The 15,129-nt window shown below is 62.9% G+C and carries 14 protein-coding genes and 1 pseudogene; 5 read left to right on the top strand and 10 right to left on the bottom strand.

The annotated features are described in order from the left end of the window. The 6 genes and pseudogenes from ACHIRB_RS25110 to rpsF all read right to left on the bottom strand — a co-directional run. Nucleotides 1-285: pseudogene (locus ACHIRB_RS25110) on the bottom strand (hypothetical protein); the annotation flags it as partial. A gap of 413 nt (nucleotides 286-698) precedes the next feature. Then, nucleotides 699-2,978 carry a replicative DNA helicase gene (gene dnaB, locus ACHIRB_RS25105; protein WP_395114273.1) on the bottom strand — a complete coding sequence of 760 codons (2,280 nt, stop codon included), beginning with the start codon at nucleotides 2,976-2,978 and terminating at the stop codon, nucleotides 699-701. Nucleotides 2,979-3,546: 568 nt separating this feature from the next. Further along, a complete protein-coding gene (gene rplI, locus ACHIRB_RS25100; protein ID WP_199703887.1) occupies nucleotides 3,547-4,002 on the bottom strand; it encodes a 50S ribosomal protein L9 in 456 nt (151 codons plus the stop codon). A 14-nt stretch (nucleotides 4,003-4,016) separates the two neighbouring features. Then, on the bottom strand, nucleotides 4,017-4,277 hold the full coding sequence (gene rpsR, locus ACHIRB_RS25095) for a 30S ribosomal protein S18 (protein ID WP_199703888.1): 261 nt from the start codon (nucleotides 4,275-4,277) through the stop codon (nucleotides 4,017-4,019). Between the two features lie 44 nt (nucleotides 4,278-4,321). Beyond that, complete coding sequence (locus ACHIRB_RS25090; protein ID WP_395114275.1) at nucleotides 4,322-4,855, bottom strand: single-stranded DNA-binding protein; 534 nt, start codon at nucleotides 4,853-4,855, stop codon at nucleotides 4,322-4,324. Between the two features lie 80 nt (nucleotides 4,856-4,935). Then, nucleotides 4,936-5,223, bottom strand: a complete 288-nt coding sequence (gene rpsF, locus ACHIRB_RS25085) for a 30S ribosomal protein S6 (RefSeq protein ID WP_199703890.1) — start codon at nucleotides 5,221-5,223, stop codon at nucleotides 4,936-4,938. 205 nt (nucleotides 5,224-5,428) lie between these two features. Here rpsF and ACHIRB_RS25080 point away from each other — a divergent pair, with 205 nt between their 5' ends. Beyond that, nucleotides 5,429-6,796, top strand: a complete 1,368-nt coding sequence (locus tag ACHIRB_RS25080; protein WP_395125915.1) for a hypothetical protein — start codon at nucleotides 5,429-5,431, stop codon at nucleotides 6,794-6,796. 14 nt (nucleotides 6,797-6,810) lie between these two features. Here the strand turns inward: ACHIRB_RS25080 and ACHIRB_RS25075 are convergent, their stop codons facing one another. Continuing rightward, nucleotides 6,811-7,947: a cation:proton antiporter gene (locus ACHIRB_RS25075; RefSeq protein ID WP_395125916.1), complete on the bottom strand. Its 1,137-nt coding sequence runs from the start codon at nucleotides 7,945-7,947 to the stop codon at nucleotides 6,811-6,813. 25 nt (nucleotides 7,948-7,972) lie between these two features. Further along, nucleotides 7,973-8,362 carry a hypothetical protein gene (locus tag ACHIRB_RS25070; RefSeq protein ID WP_395125917.1) on the bottom strand — a complete coding sequence of 130 codons (390 nt, stop codon included), beginning with the start codon at nucleotides 8,360-8,362 and terminating at the stop codon, nucleotides 7,973-7,975. A 165-nt stretch (nucleotides 8,363-8,527) separates the two neighbouring features. Here ACHIRB_RS25070 and ACHIRB_RS25065 point away from each other — a divergent pair, with 165 nt between their 5' ends. Continuing rightward, on the top strand, nucleotides 8,528-9,697 hold the full coding sequence (locus ACHIRB_RS25065) for a glycosyltransferase 87 family protein (RefSeq protein WP_395125918.1): 1,170 nt from the start codon (nucleotides 8,528-8,530) through the stop codon (nucleotides 9,695-9,697). Here the strand turns inward: ACHIRB_RS25065 and ACHIRB_RS25060 are convergent. Both ACHIRB_RS25060 and ACHIRB_RS25055 read right to left on the bottom strand, forming a co-directional pair. Then, on the bottom strand, nucleotides 9,682-11,259 hold the full coding sequence (locus tag ACHIRB_RS25060; protein ID WP_395125919.1) for a TerD family protein: 1,578 nt from the start codon (nucleotides 11,257-11,259) through the stop codon (nucleotides 9,682-9,684). The two genes, ACHIRB_RS25065 and ACHIRB_RS25060, sit on opposite strands and share 16 nt — an antisense overlap. Nucleotides 11,260-11,297: 38 nt before the next feature. Continuing rightward, nucleotides 11,298-12,659 carry a TerD family protein gene (locus ACHIRB_RS25055; protein WP_395125920.1) on the bottom strand — a complete coding sequence of 454 codons (1,362 nt, stop codon included), beginning with the start codon at nucleotides 12,657-12,659 and terminating at the stop codon, nucleotides 11,298-11,300. 326 nt (nucleotides 12,660-12,985) lie between these two features. Here ACHIRB_RS25055 and ACHIRB_RS25050 point away from each other — a divergent pair, with 326 nt between their 5' ends. The 3 genes from ACHIRB_RS25050 to ACHIRB_RS25040 are packed head-to-tail and all read left to right on the top strand — an operon-like array spanning nucleotide 12,986 to nucleotide 15,103. Next, complete coding sequence (locus ACHIRB_RS25050; RefSeq protein WP_199703898.1) at nucleotides 12,986-13,612, top strand: AIM24 family protein; 627 nt, start codon at nucleotides 12,986-12,988, stop codon at nucleotides 13,610-13,612. 8 nt (nucleotides 13,613-13,620) lie between these two features. Then, a complete protein-coding gene (locus tag ACHIRB_RS25045; protein WP_199703899.1) occupies nucleotides 13,621-14,328 on the top strand; it encodes an AIM24 family protein in 708 nt (235 codons plus the stop codon). A gap of 13 nt (nucleotides 14,329-14,341) precedes the next feature. Further along, entirely contained in the window at nucleotides 14,342-15,103 is a 762-nt protein-coding gene (locus tag ACHIRB_RS25040; protein WP_199703901.1) for an AIM24 family protein, read from the top strand. The last annotated feature ends 26 nt before the right edge of the window (nucleotides 15,104-15,129 follow it).

Raw genomic sequence — 15,129 nt, 5'->3', positions numbered from 1 at the left:
TGCCGACCTTGCCGTCACCATGCCCACGATCGCGTCACCCGCTACTCGATCAACGTCTCTGGTCGTCGGCAAACCGAGTGACGGCTTCATCTGCAACGTCAGCGACGGGCAACAATCGACCACAATCGGGCCGTCCTCGGTGATCAGTACAAAGTCGGGAATCTGCGTGTGCCGCCTGCCTTCGACCTGAGCGACCAGCGCAAACGGCTGCGCCACGATCCGAGTAACCGATCGGTCGAAGTCCGCGAAAAGTAGGCGGGCTAGTTCCAACCGCGACTCATACATGATGTGAGCGCCTTCGGTGGCCGACCAATAGGTACCCGAATAGTGCTTCTGTCCGCGTTACCACCTGAACGTTCTCCACGGTGCAGCTACTTGCAATTCCGCGGGATCGACGCGCTCCCACGATCCGCTGCGCTATGCGCAGTCGATGACACCGCGGAACTTCACGACCACCGACGTCGGCTCTGACAGTGCAGCGTCACAACCGTCGGATGTCGTTACCTCGCTAACGGCCGTTGTCGCCTCAACTCCGCTGTCTTGGCCGAAACTTGGCGCAAATCTTCACGCTCAGATGAGCCTGCGCCGAGTCGACACGCCGCGAGGCTCACAACCCAATCTCAATCCTTGGCCAATTGGTCAGACATTGGCCAACTGAATTGAGAATTGGCCACGCGAACTGGGAATTACAGCAACCCTTACCCCCGCGCCATGTCGACGAAGCGGCTTAGATGTAGTTGGTGCGCAACGGTAATGGTGGCTGTCGGACCGTTTCGGTGCTTGCCGAGAATGAGGTCGGCTTCGCCGCCGCGTGGATCGTCGCGTTCGAAGGCGTCTGGGCGGTGCAGCAGGATCACCATGTCGGCGTCCTGTTCCAGGGATCCGGATTCACGAAGGTCGGACACCATGGGGCGCTTGTCCGTTCGCTGTTCGGGGCCACGGTTGAGCTGACTGATCGCGACGACGGGAACTTCGAGTTCCTTCGCCATCAGCTTGAGGCTTCGTGAGAATTCGGAGACTTCCTGCTGACGTGATTCGACCTTCTTGCCGGAGGTCATCAGCTGAAGGTAGTCCACCACAATGAGATTCAGGTCGTGCTTCTGCTTGAGACGCCGTGCCTTCGCCCGGATTTCCATCATGGTGAGGTTGGGCGAATCGTCGACGAACAGTGGTGCTTCGCTGATTTCGCTCATACGGCGGGCGAGGCGCGTCCAGTCGTCGTCGCTCATTCGGCCCGAGCGCATATCGCCGAGCTTGATCTTCGCCTCGGCGGACAGCAGACGCATGACGATCTCGGTGCGGCTCATCTCCAAGGAGAAGATGACGCTGGTGCGGCCGTGCTTCACGGAGCAGGACCGCATGAAATCCAGTCCGAGAGTGGAGTTGTGGGTCGGCACCATGGAACGACCGGCGAGGTACATGTGGTCTTCGTTGTCGACCTCGACGCAGCGGACCGGAACGCTATCGATGCGGCGGACCGCGATGATGTACCGCGACGCGACCTCGGCGACCGGATTGCTTGCGCAGCGTTCCTTGTGCAGCAACGCCTTTCGGTGCAGTGTGAAAAGGTCTTCGTCGGTTGCGAGGGTGAGGGTGTAACCAGCCTCGGAGGTTGCGGTGCTGCAGCTGTAGCCGAGGCTGACGACAAGCTCTGCGATGGTACGAACGAGAATTGAACTGGTGCAGGAGAATTCGACCGAACCGTCGTCGGTCACCACACCTTCGGCATCGAGCAGTCCGGCGAGCAGTTCACGACGTTGTGCCTGCGATCCGCGTAGGTACTCGATCGGAATGTGCTTGTCACCGAATACTCCGACGGCGCGCAGTAGACCGGCCGAGTGGTGGCCTTCTGCTTCTACGCGGGCGATGATCGCATGTTCCGCAACGATATTCGCGGTTTCGGCATCGCCACCGGCAAGCCAGACGCCGAGTGTGTACGGACCGACGAGCAGGTCGCGCGAACGCAGCTGCAGTGGCTCGGTGTTGGCGACCGAGTGGTCGTCGTGCAGAGTGACCGCGATTTCGCCGGTAGTGCGGACCGCATCGTTGGCGAGGGTGGCGGTGAGCCACTGGTGCTCCTCGTCGGCGATGAGCACGGCGCCGTCGGAGAATTCGACCTCGTAGCACGGACGGTCGACCATGATCTCGGTTGCGGCGACGACCTTGGTTGCGCGGCCGCGTCCGTCGAGCAGTTCGTCGCCGACAGTGACGGCGCCCATCGTGGTCCAACCGCTCGGCGTCGGGAGGGGAGTGTCGAGTGCAAGTGCCTTACCGACACCGGGTCGGGCGGCGACGATGATCATCTGGCCGGGGTGCAGACCGTTGGTGACCTCGTCCAGCTCGGCGAATCCCGTTGGGACACCGAGCGAGATGCCGCCACGGCTGGCGATGGAGTCGATCTCGTCCATCGTCGGCTGGAGCAGTTCTTCGAGGGCGACGAAATCTTCGGCGGTGCGGCGTTCGGTCACCTCGTAGATCTCGGCCTGTGCGCGATCGACCACCTCGGCCACGTCCTGGCCGTCAGCGCCCGCGTAGCCGTACTGGACGATGCGGGTGCCCGCCTGGACCAGCCGACGCAAAATGGCCTTCTCAGCAACGATCTCGGCGTAGAAGCCGGCATTCGCCGCCGTCGGCACGGTCTGCGTCAACGTGATGAGGTACGGCGCGCCCCCGATGCGGCGCAGCTCGCCCTTGCGATCGAGTTCCGCGGACACTGTCACCGGGTCGGCAGGTTCGCCACGCGAGTACAGATCGAGGATGGCGTCGTACACACACTGGTGGGCCGGGCGGTAGAAGTCTTCGGGCTTGAGTCGCTCGAGAACGTCGGCGATTGCGTCCTTGCTCAGGAGCATTCCGCCGAGAACGGATTGTTCCGCAGCCATGTCCTGTGGTGGCTGCCGACCGAAATCTTCACCGGTTGGCGGCTGCTCCGAGGGGCCTTGGTAATCCGTCCTACCACGATCGTCCACAACCGCCATGCGATCGCCTGCCCCTCTCGTCAAGACACGTTGGTGCCGCTGTTAGCTCGGCAGCTTTGCTCGAACGTCCGTTCTACCCCGACGTACCGACAACCCGGCCCTGGCAACTGTGACAAGGGGGCTTTCGTCGGACGCTTGCAAGACCATATGGACTGACCGGGCGGTGTTCAAACTGCCCTGTGGACGCACTTGGGGAGCAATTGTGGAATCACGTGGATAGCTTTGTGCACCGGTTGTGGATAACCTGAGGATAAGTGCATGTCACAGTAAGATAACTGCAGCTAGAGTGCTGTTTTCGAAAGATTTTCACTGTGGACTAATCCCGTCGCGGCGTGTCGCGGAAGTGGCATTCTCGGGCGTGTTGGGTAAACAACCACTCAACTGCAATATGACATTCCCCACAGGATAAGCAGTCTGTTTCACAGCACCATTCAAACGTAAGCATCGGTAGACGAACGACTTTTGCGGTTGTGTATTCATTATCAGCAAACCCGTCGCGAACACGCACGCAACACGCCGAACGGCCCCGCGAACCAATGTTCGCGGGGCCGTTCGGTGAGCGTTAAGGCTAGGCGCCGACGACGTCCAAATCGAACTTCGCCGTCACATCAGGATGCAGGCTCACGCTGACAGCGTGCTTGCCTGTCGCCTTGATGTGAGCCTTGGGCAGCTCGACGCTGCGCTTGTCGACGACGGGGCCGCCAGCGGCCTTGATCGCGCCGGCAACATCGGCCGGGGTGACCGAACCGAAGAGCTTGCCCGAACCGCCCGCAGTCTTCACCGTGAGGGTGACTGCGGCGAGGTTCTCGATGGCCTGCTTGAGCTCGTTGGCATGCTCGAGCCCACGGACCTGACGGGCCTCCTGTGCACGACGAATGCCCTCGACCTGCTTCTCGGCGCCACGGGTGGCGACGATGGCAAGGCCACGAGGAAGCAGGAAGTTGCGGCCATATCCGTCTTTGACCTCGACGGTATCGCCTGGGACGCCGAGGTTGTCGACGTCAGCTGTAAGGATCAGCTTCATGATTGACTCCTCTCTCAGCGACCGGTGGTGGCGTAAGGAAGCAGCGCAACCTCACGCGAATTCTTGACTGCGATAGCGATATCACGCTGGTGCTGAACGCAGTTGCCTGTGACACGACGGGCGCGGATCTTGCCGCGGTCGCTGACGTACTTACGCAGCAACGTCGTGTCCTTGTAGTTGATGGACTGCTCGCTCTGATTCTTCGACCGTGCGGCCTTGCAGAACGTGCATGCCTTCTTCTTGATTACCTTGTCGCGCGCGGGCGGCTTCGGCATTGGTCAATCTCCGTAACTTATTGGTTGTTCGATCCTGGGAAGGATCAGAACGGGGGTTCGTCGTCAGCTGCGCGGGAACCACCGAAGGAGCCGGACGCCTGCGGCGCACTCCCCCATGGATCGTCTCCGCCGCCGGAAGGCTGCTGCTGATTCGGACGGCCACCGCCCGATCCACCGGAAGAACCGAAGCCTCCGCCACCGCCACCACTACCGCGATTGGCCTTGTTGACCTTTGCGGTTGCGTAGCGAAGCGATGGGCCGATCTCGTCGACCTCCAGCTCCATGACAGTGCGCTTCTCACCCTCACGAGTTTCGTACGAGCGCTGCTTGAGCCGCCCGCTCACGATCACTCGCGAACCCCGAGTAAGGCTTTCCGCAACGTTTTCCGCTGCCTCACGCCAAATGTTGCAGCGCAGAAACAGTGCTTCGCCGTCTTTCCATTCGTTGGTCTGACGATCGAAAGCACGGGGTGTGGACGCGACCGTGAAGTTCGCGACCGCAGCACCCGCGGGGGTGAAACGGAGCTCGGGATCAGCCGTCAAGTTTCCTACGACGGTGATGATGGTGTCGCCTGCCATGTGGTTCCTCCTGCGTTGTGTGGAGTCTGTTTGCGCTAGAGCCTAGGGCTTGGTACCGACGGCTCGGGGGCAGACAGAAATCACTTGTCCTGTCGCAGGACCTTGGTGCGCAGTACCGACTCGTTCAGCGAGAGCTGACGATCGAGTTCGCTGACCGTTGCGGGCTCGGCGCTGATATCGATCACCGCGTAGATGCCCTCGGTGTGCTTGAGAATTTCGTAGGCCAGACGGCGCTTTCCCCAGACATCGACCTTGTCGACCTTGCCGCCATCCTGGCGAACAACGTTGAGAAAGGTATCGAGCGATGGGGCGACGGTGCGCTCGTCCAGATTGGGATCGAGAATAACCATCAGTTCGTAATGACGCATAAGACCTCATCACCTCCTATGGACTGTGAACGGCCACGGACGTTCCGTGGCAGGAGGGTCGTTGCGTCAGCAACCTTTGCAGGGTACACGAGGGGTCGCTGACCTGCGAAATCGTCTCCTGGCCGCGCTCGGCCCGATCCGCGGGTACCCGATTTCGGCGTAGCAGCCGGAAAACCTGAGACGTACGCCACCTAGGCTGGTCGTCATGCGCACCGGTGCCCCCGCGGGTAGAAAGACGATCGCCCTGATCGTCGCGTCATGCGGGCTCACTCTGTTGCTCGCCTACTTCAACAAGGCCAGATGTGCCGGAGCGCCGTTCGACGGCTACGGCCGCTCCTTGATCTTCGACAAGATCAAGGACAGCCGGTTCTGCTACTCCGACATCCAGTACCTCTGGCTCGGACGCGACATCAACAACCACGTCTTTCCCTATATCGACGGCGGCATCACCAGCGGTGGTGCGCTCACGGGTGGCACAGTCGAGTACCCGGTCCTCAGCGGTGCCTTGATGTGGCTCGGCGCGACGGGCGCCCACAACGACGCCCAGTTCCTGCTCAACTCCGCGCTGCTACTGGCACCGTTCGCATTGCTCACCGCGTGGATGCTCGGGCGCCTCGCAGGTCGGGCGGCTCTGCTGTGGTCCATCGGCTCACCCTTGGTGCTGTACGCCTTCCACAACTGGGAACTTCCTGTTGTGTTGACCTCGGTCGGCGCGATCTTCCTCATGACGTTCGAGCGGATACCGCTGCGGCGCAGGGCAATCGGTGCGGCGATACTGCTCGCGCTCGGCTTCTGCCTGAAGCTGTACCCGGGTGCGTTCGTCATACCGCTCCTGCTCTACGTGGCGACCGGCGGAGTCGGTGGCCGAGAGTTGCCGGAGAAACTGAAGGGCCGCTTCGATATTCGTGGCGCCATCGCTGTCGCCGGTGCCGCGACCGCAACGGTGATCGCCGTCAACCTGCCCTTCGTGCTTGCCGGTTTCGACGGCTGGCGCGCGTCCTTCACATTCCAGCAGAAGCGTGAAGCCGACATCACCACCAATTCGATTTGGTACTGGGGACTTCGGCCGATGTTCGCCGACGATGCGGGGAGCGACGAGGCCTACAACCATGCGGTTGCCATCGCGTCACCGCTGCTCGTCTTCGGCGCGTTCGCGCTTGCGGTCTGGCTCGGCTGGCGGCGATTCCAATCCGTCGGCACCTACCCGTGGGTCGCGGTGAGCGGCGCGATGTTGTGTGGATTTATGTTGTTCCACAAGGTGCATTCGCCGCAATACACGCTGTGGCTACTCCCGTTCCTTGTCTTGTTCGCGGTCCCGTGGACGTCCGTCTTCGCGTATCTGGTTGCTGACGCCGCCATCGGCATCGGCGTGTTCCTGTACTTTCACACGCTGGCGACGAACGGTGCGGTCGACCTGATGGAGAACATCGTCCAGTTCGGCGTGTGGGGTCAGGCCATCTTGCTCGTGTTCTTCTTCTTCGCGTTTCTGCGTGCTCGTCCACGAGGTGCGCCACGCTCGATCAAGGGCGAATCCACTGCGCCACAAGGCGATCTGGTCGCCTCGGCGCACTGATTACGCACCGAGCGCTATACCTTCGTCAGCCCCCTGCGCACCGCTAGCGATCCCGCGAGACCGGCGACCGCCATCGTCACCAGCGCGCCGAGAATGATTGCCGCCGGCTCGCCCGGTTGCAGAATGTTCAGTTGGGTTCCGACCGTGACGGCTGCAATCGGGACGCCCAGTTGAGTCGCGGCGAGTGCACCGAGTGGTAGCGGCTGACCGAGTAGTCGGGTGACGCAATGGACGGCGACGGCACCGATTCCGAGCGCGAGACCCAGCCCGATGTAGCCGGGGTGATCGACGAGTTCTCGGAGATCGATCTTGGCGCCGAGCCAGACGAAGAACAGCGGTCCGAGAAAGCCGTCGTTGACGGCGAACAGCTGCTTGGCCACCCGCCGCGGCTCGCCGACGCCGGCGACTGCGAGGCCGGCTGCGAAGCCCGCCAACATAATCGACACATGACTTGTTGTCGCGACAGCGGCAAGAGCGAACAGGATGGCGAGGCTGACGCGGAGCTCGATCGCGAACTTGCGGTCTTCGGACAATTTGTGGACGCGTTTGCGCAAACCGGAACTCTCCAGGTAGCGCAATGCGAAGAACAGGGCCACCGCGCACAGGGAAACGACGACTGCCCCGATCGCGGCTCGAACGGCGTTGTCTTTGTCGATGACCAAGGGCAGCGCGACAATACAAGCGGTATCGGCGATCGCCACCTGCGCGGTCATCTCGAGAACCGACGTTCCGCGCAGGCTCAGTGAATCGACGATCGGCAGAATCAACGCCGCCGACGACGATGCGAGCAGAACGGCATACAAAGCGGCATGGCCGGTGTCGAACACATGGGCAAGCGCAACCGCCAGCACTGCAGCGAGAACACCGACGAGCGCAGCACGACCCGCCCCCTTCCCGATTGCCGACCGCACAGCTGGATCACGCACCGGCACATGGGTTCCCGCAACGAACATCGTTACCGCGAAACCGACATCGGCAAGGAAGGTGAACGTCGGCTCGGATGCGTCGATGATCGCGAATCCTGTTGCACCGAAGATGATTCCGGCAGCGAGCTCACCCAGCACGACCGGAATGTTCCAGCTCTTGCGAGCCGCAAGCAAAGGACCGGCGAGGCCGATCGCCATGATCAGCGCCAGTGTCGAGAAGCTCATTGGCCGAGACTGGTTCCGCCGGAGCTCATTTCGGAGCAGCGATCTTTGCAGGAATGTCGGTGTTCTCGTCGGTGTGGTAGCTCGCGCACACCCGGTGATAGCCGTCCGCAATCTGCAGCGGAGCGCCCGACACCAGATCGCCGCGGACCAGCAGGATCGGCGACAGCGACTTGCCCTTGTCGATCTTGTCGAGATCGGCCGCTACATGCGGGTTGTCGTGAGGCAACAGGGTGAGGCCGGCCGCGCGCAAGATGTCCTTGGCCTTCTTGTGCACGATCGGTGCGGCACGCAGTTCGTCGGTCAACCGCTGCACGTTCGCTGGATCGGCGAGCAGAGCGAGGTAGTCCGCCGCCGCGGGATAGTCGTGCTCGTCTGGGGCATCTTTCCACTTCGTCTCGGCCGGATCGGGGGCCATGTGTGCTCCTCGTGTCGAAAGTGCGCGGCGGCTTTCGGTCTACCACGAAGTGGCTGCAGTGCGCGGTTGCTCACAGTCGCGTTGATGCCGAACGGGAGACGACGTGCATAATCGCCACGTGATCCTCTCCGCCGCCGGGCCGCTGTCCGCGATCGGCGTCGGCTGATGTCACGCGTCCCTGCAGTTCGGAATCCGGACTTCTTCGTCGTCTTCGTCGTCGGGTTCTCGGCGGTGCTGGCGACGCTGTTCGAGTCCTTCACGAAGGTGTATTCCGAGGACCTCGCCGTTTACCGTTCGGCCGGCCAAGCGGTCCGGCTCGGCAGCGCGCTGTACGACGCCTCGTTCGGTGCGGAGCTACCGTTCACCTATCCGCCGTTCGCCGCTCTCGTGGCTGTACCACTCACTCTGGTGCAATGGGGAGCGGCGCAATGGCTTTGGGCTTTCGCGACGATTCTCGTGATGGCCTGGTGCATCTGGTTGAGCTACGACAAGGTGCCCGTTTTCAGGAAGCATCCGGCGATGTCGCTCGCTGCGGCGATGGTCGTGTGGACAGCGTCCGGTCCCGTTGCCGATCACCTCGGCTGGGGCCAGGTCGGCATGATGCTGATGGCGCTGTGCCTGACCGATTTGCTCGCTCGTCCGCGCTGGCTTCCTCAGGGAGTGCTGATCGGTGTTGCGGCGGCGATCAAACTGGTCCCGGGTCTACTGCTGGGCTACTTCCTGCTGTTGCGCCAGGCGCGACCGTTCGTCGCTGGTATCGCAGGCTTCCTCGGGGCAACGTTGCTCGCAGCCTTGATCCTGCCCACGCAGTCGCGGGTGTTCTTCTTCGACGTCGTGACGTCGCTGTCCGATCGCGTCGCTGTCGGGAATCCCGCGGTGTACGGAAATCAGTCGGTGCGCGGGGCGATTCTTCGGCTGCTTCCGGCGGGCTGGGCCGATTCAGCGTGGTTGATCGCGGTCGTCCTGACTGTCGCGGGTGCGAGCGTGGCAGCGTTGCGGGCCTCCCGTGTGCGCGGTTGGTTGGCGGCATTCACGATCGTCGGGCTCGGCGCGACCCTCATCACGCCTGTCGCATGGCCTCACCACTTCGTCTGGCTGATACCTGCGGTGGGGGTGCTGCTGACCCCGATCGGTCGGTCCAGCAGGATCCCGGCGACCGCATTGTTGGCGACCGCGTTTGTCGCGGTCGTCGTCTTGGCGCGGCTTCCGAAAATCGGCTTCGAGATGGACACTCCGGTTGTCGCGCCGCTGTTCGAGAACTCCCTGCTGCTCGCGGCGATCGTCGTCATCGTCGCTCTAGCGGTTCCTGGCAGGTCGCGTCAGCGGTCCAGCTGACTCAGCACCTTCGCAAGGCGGTTTTCGTCCGCTGTGACCGAGTCGGGTGTGAATTCCCATTCGTTCTCGGTCCACGGGTCGTACATCCGCAACTGTCCGCTGACCGGGATGTGCTGGCAGTGCCGAGACAGGGCGACGAGTTGCTGATCGGTCGATCGCGACTCGTCACCCCCGATGATCACCAGCGACAAACCGAAGGCAGGACCGACGGAAGCGAGGTGGATGATCTTCGAAATGTCTTCTGCGCTATAGCCTGCCGCAAAGTCGGAGAGGACGACCACCCGTGCGGGCGGCGCGAGATCGGCGAGTCCGTTGGACACCGCCATCTCCGCCAATTCGACCGCACTCGCAATGGACTCGAGCCGCGCCGAGATGTCCAGATGACTTCGCACGACGCCGGCCGTGATCAGCCGTTCCAGCGGCGCGGTCACCTTGTCGAGTGATCCGGTCAGGTCGACGACGTCCAGGATCGGAGTCGGAGATTTTGCAGCGAGGAGTCGCAGCACGTACGACGCCACGACCGGCGCCGCCGCAAGCGGAGTCTCGCTGTCGATCCAGAGTGGACGCTGCAGCGGCAAGCGAACGCAGAAGGGCACCTCCAGCGGTCCGCGGTCGGCTGCCGACAGTGTGCCGATACGGATGCCGTCACTCGGCTCGGTGTCGGACGACTGAATCAACCAGGCAGGCGAGTCCCACGACGCCAACGGACGCGGTAGTTGCGGATCGATCGTCGCGAGCTCACGAATCAGATGATCGGAGTCGTGCTGATAGGTCCGCTGTGCGGTGGTCACGACATCGTCGTGTCGCTTCTGCGCGACTGCCCGAGCCTCGTTGCCCGCCTGCGAGTTTCGCATCGAGGGGTCTGCGACAGCCGCGGTGAGTTCGTCGTCGAGGCGCTTCGTCGCATAGTCGCGCGCCGACACGAACGCCGCCGCCGAGCGGGCAGCGTCCTCGAAGATCATCCACATTCGGTCGAAGGACCGCGACCGGTCGAGCGGTTGGATGGACGGTGTCGTCGCGGGCATGGTCAGCGGCTGAGCTGCAGCTGTCGCAGTGGCGGGCGCAGCCGGCGTCTGGTCGTCGACCTCGACGCCATGGGTGGAAATCAGCTGACCGAGTCCGCCCGCGTACCCCTGCCCGACCGCACGGACCTTCCAGTCACCTTGCCTGCGGTACAGCTCGAAGCAGATGACGGCTGTTTCGCCGCCCCGCAGTGGTATCGCGAATTCAACGATGCCGCCGTTCCGCTCGTCTGTCAACGTTGCCGACAGTGCCGTGAACGCCGACCGTTGTGCCGCGGCAGGATCAACGCTGACGAGGCACAGCACGCCGTGGGCATCTGCTCGAACTTGTTCTAGATCGATTGCGAGACAATCGGATTCGAGCCGAACCCCGCTGGATGCCGGTTGGTTGTAGAAGACGAACTCGTCCGACGACATCGCCTGCAAACGGGCATCGACGACGAGTGCCGAGACGTCGAGCGGGGTAGCGCTCGACGCTCGGAAGCGCAGTCGGCGGTGCTGCAACGGCGCATTCTGCCCCGGTACCAGAGGTGACGACACAGGTCCGTCCTAGTTGAGAAGTCTTGGTTGTGATGGCTTTAGTTGCGCTGGATGAATCGGGAGAGTTGTGGTGCGGCTTCGCCTGGGTGCTTGGCCTGCATCCCCTCGCCGATCGCTTGCAACTTCCATTCGCTGCCCGACCGGTAGACCGTTGCCATCACCATTCCGGTGAACGCCATGCCACCTTGCAGCGAGTATCGAGCGAGCTCGGCGTTGGTCGTCGCATCGACGAGCCTGCAGAACGCATTCGACACCTGTTCGAAGGTGTGACCCTTGTAGGAGGTGACGATAAAGATGATCGTCGAGACGTGTGGCGGAATACGCGTCAGATCGACCGCGATCACCTCGTCGTCGCCCTCGCCTTCACCGGTGAGGTTGTCGCCCTGGTGCCGGACGGACCCATCTTTCGACGTCAGCTGGCCGTAGTAGGCGACGTCGACGATGCGGTCCTCGGCGCACAGCACGGCCGAGGCATCGAGGTCGATGTCAGGGGTGCGGTTGCCGAACATTCCGCGAGTCTTGACCGGGTCCCAACCGAGGCCCATCCGCAACGTCGTCAGTGCGACGCCACCCTCCTTGCGGAGCGTGACCTTCTGGCCCTTCTGCAAGCTGACCGGACGGCCCTTCTGCAGATTCACCTCGCCACCACCGGACGGCGGCTGCGCCTGCGGTGCCGCATAACCGGCAGGTGCAGGTGTGTACGGCGGTGGGGCCGCGGCGGGCGGGTAGCTGGGCGGCGGATAGTTGGGCGGCGGTGGCGTCTGCTGATACGGCTGCGGTGGCGGCGGCGCCTGCTGGAACGGCTGCGGTGGGGGCGCTTGCTGGTAAGGCTGCTGCGGAGGAGGCGGCGGCGGGGTGTACGCCGGCGGTGGTGGTGGGGCAGCCGGTGCCGGAGCGTCGTCGACGGATACGCCATGGTCGGTGACGAGTGCGGCGAAACCCCCCGCGTAGCCCTGACCGACAGCGCGGACCTTCCACGCACCGCCACGGCGGTAGAGCTCGAGAGCGATCACAATGGACTCGCTGCTCAGACCGTCGATGCGGTACTGGAACAGCTGGTTGCCGGAGGCGTCGCTCACCGTTGCCGTGGGCGGAGCCGAACGACCGAAGTTGCTCGACGAGTCATCGAGGGTGATGACAGCGCGTATCTGATCGATGTCCGCGGGAATCGCATTGAGCGACACAGCAAGTGACGCGGGCTGGCCGGCAGGGCCGGGCTGCAGCCGGACACCGGGACCGTTCGGCTGGTTGAAGAAGACGAAGTCGGCATCCGACCTCACCTTGCCGTTGTCCTTCACCAGCAGGGCGGAAAGATCCGCCGCGACGCTCAGCTGGATGGAGATGACGACATCGTTCACGGCGATGGGGCCGTTCTGGCCCTTCGCAAGCGCTGCAGACAAGACGATTGCCCTTCATGTGTAGGCGGAGCCGTCGAGGGTTTACCAAAGCTTTGCCCGACGCTTCCTAAACCATGTCCCTATGGGAGCCACTGTACGAGAGCCACCCCTTGGCGGCGAGAGTACGTGGACGAACAGGCCCGTGCTAGCGGCAATCCGCCGCGAACGGGTCACCAGTGCTCGGATTTTTGCTAAAAGTCGACCGTGAGAGCCCGTTCGAGCTTCTCGGTCGACCTGTATGGGCTGCCGCAATCGGTTATTGTTCTCCGCGGGTGCGATGTGGCCGGGGGCCTTGCGCTCCACGGCATCAACCACGTGAGAGAGCTGATATGGGCCAATTGTTCGAGAAGTCGAAGCGGGTTGTCGAAGCCCAGCTTTCCAACACGACCATACGGGCGATCTCCGGCTCGATGGTCGCCTACGAAGGCAACGTCACGTTCAAGTCGGCCGGATTCGGTGGCGGCGCAGGCGTTCTCGCCGGTCTCAAGCAACGAGCGACGGGTGAAGCGCTCTCGCTGATGGAGTGCACGGGCAACGGCCGCGTCTTTCTCGCGGTCAACGGGCAATACGTCACGGTCTTGAACTTGAACCAGGAGACGCTGCAGGTCGAATCGCGTCAACTGCTCGCAATGAACGGAAATCTGCAGACCAACGTCACGTTCACCGGTCTTCGGGGCGCCGCATCCGGCGGCCAGGGCCTCTTCACGACGACTGTCACGGGTCATGGCCAGGTCGCGCTGCTGTCGGCGGGCGGACCTCTCATTCACCTCGAAGTGTCACCGCAATATCCACTCGTCGTCGACCCGGACGCCTACGTCTGTTCGAAGGGCAACCTGCAGCAGTCGTTCATCACCGATGTGTCGTGGCGAACGGTCGTCGGGCAGGGCAGCGGTGAAGCCTTCTCGCTCCGGTTCGAAGGCCAGGGGATCGTGTCCATTCAGCCGGCAGAACGGTAGGGACTCCAATGGCTTTCACGAAGGTGAACTCGAAGGTCGTCAAGGTGCACGTCGGCCAGGCAGGCGGCGTCGTCGCCCGTACCGGCGCGATGCTGTTCTACACCGGCCAGGTCGGCTTCTCGCCACACCAGGTCCCCGGCGCTGGTCAGATGGGTGGCATGGGCGGAATGGCACGTATGGCCGGCCGCATGATGCAGGGTGAACACGAGCGAACGATGATGGCGCAGGGCAACGGTGAAGTGCACTACGGCTTCGCCGGTCTCGAGGTGCACGTCGTCGATATTCAGCACGGTGCGTCTCTCAAGGTCGAAGCGTCGCGGCTACTCGCCAACACGGCCGGGTTGCAGAGTTCGGTCGTATCGGTGATGAGCCAGGGTGGTGGTGGCGGTGGCCGTGGCGGCGGGCTGATGGGCTCGTTGCGTGGCGCGGCAACCGGTGCGTTGACAGGTCAGGGCATGTTCACGACTCAGCTCTCCGGCCAGGGCAGTGCGGTGCTACTTGCACACGGTGGTCTGATCGAATTGCAGGTGGGTGGACCAGCGCCGATCGTCGTCGATCCCCAGGCCTTCATCGCCGCCTACGGCAACGTCCAAACCGAGCTGAAGACGGCCATGAGCTGGCGTGACGCGGTCGGCCGCGGCGCCGGTGAAGCAATGCAGTTGCAATGTGTCGGCCAGGGCATCGTGTACGTCCAGGCTTCCGAAGAGAAGTTGTGAGCGGAGATTCGAAATGAGCACACTGCTGAATCCGTCGAATCTCAACGGCGACGACAACATTCCCGACAACAGCTACGCCTACAACATCGACCTGAACTCGCCCTGGTTCATCCGTAAGGGCGCGATGATCGCCTACTACGGCCAGATGGAGTTCAAGGCACTGACACATGGCCTGCAGGGCGGCCTGTTGAACATGGTGGCGCAACAGTTTTCGGCGCCGCTGTACACAGGCGACTACGCCGTTGCCGAAGGTTTCGGGAAGCTGATCATCGGCGACCGAGGCTACGACATCAACTCCTACGATCTCGAAGACGGCAACCTGACCATCCGTGCGGCGAACCTGCTCGCGTTCCAGCCGGGTCTGTCGCTGAATCAGTCGATCGTGCCGGGCTTCCTCACCCTGATCGGCACCGGCAAGTTCCTCGCCTCGTCCAACGGGCCCGTGATGTTCGCCGAGCCGCCGCTACGTGTCGATCCTGAGGCACTCGTCGGTTGGGCTGACTGCCCGTCACCGAGCCATCACTACGACCACACCTGGATCACCAGCTTCCTCGCGGCGGGCGCGGCGCGCTTCGGCGTCAACTCCGGCGAGGAGCGTCAGTTCGACTTCACCGGCGCCGGAACGGTTTTGATCCAATCCAGCGAGAAGATCCTCGACGACAGCATGGTCGTACGCACCATCGAACAGCAGATCCACGGCATCACACCGACCGGACTGCAACGCCTCAACTCCGTCATCGCCGCACAGATGGGGCAGCAACAGCAGCGGTACTGACGGGGCGAGGCAGAGCTCGCAGGAGT

The organism is Antrihabitans spumae (assembly GCF_043944905.1).
In the GTDB taxonomy this organism is placed as follows: Bacteria; Actinomycetota; Actinomycetes; order Mycobacteriales; family Mycobacteriaceae; genus Antrihabitans; species Antrihabitans spumae.
This window is presented reverse-complemented; position numbering and strand designations above follow the sequence as displayed.

Coding starts and splice junctions, on each gene's coding strand:
- dnaB (WP_395114273.1), bottom strand. CDS start 2,978: ATGGCGGTTGTGGACGATCGTGGTAGGACGGATTACCAAGGCCCCTCG.
- rplI (WP_199703887.1), bottom strand. CDS start 4,002: ATGAAGCTGATCCTTACAGCTGACGTCGACAACCTCGGCGTCCCAGGC.
- rpsR (WP_199703888.1), bottom strand. CDS start 4,277: ATGCCGAAGCCGCCCGCGCGCGACAAGGTAATCAAGAAGAAGGCATGC.
- ACHIRB_RS25090 (WP_395114275.1), bottom strand. CDS start 4,855: ATGGCAGGCGACACCATCATCACCGTCGTAGGAAACTTGACGGCTGAT.
- rpsF (WP_199703890.1), bottom strand. CDS start 5,223: ATGCGTCATTACGAACTGATGGTTATTCTCGATCCCAATCTGGACGAG.
- ACHIRB_RS25080 (WP_395125915.1), top strand. CDS start 5,429: ATGCGCACCGGTGCCCCCGCGGGTAGAAAGACGATCGCCCTGATCGTC.
- ACHIRB_RS25075 (WP_395125916.1), bottom strand. CDS start 7,947: ATGAGCTTCTCGACACTGGCGCTGATCATGGCGATCGGCCTCGCCGGT.
- ACHIRB_RS25070 (WP_395125917.1), bottom strand. CDS start 8,362: ATGGCCCCCGATCCGGCCGAGACGAAGTGGAAAGATGCCCCAGACGAG.
- ACHIRB_RS25065 (WP_395125918.1), top strand. CDS start 8,528: ATGTCACGCGTCCCTGCAGTTCGGAATCCGGACTTCTTCGTCGTCTTC.
- ACHIRB_RS25050 (WP_199703898.1), top strand. CDS start 12,986: ATGGGCCAATTGTTCGAGAAGTCGAAGCGGGTTGTCGAAGCCCAGCTT.
- ACHIRB_RS25045 (WP_199703899.1), top strand. CDS start 13,621: ATGGCTTTCACGAAGGTGAACTCGAAGGTCGTCAAGGTGCACGTCGGC.
- ACHIRB_RS25040 (WP_199703901.1), top strand. CDS start 14,342: ATGAGCACACTGCTGAATCCGTCGAATCTCAACGGCGACGACAACATT.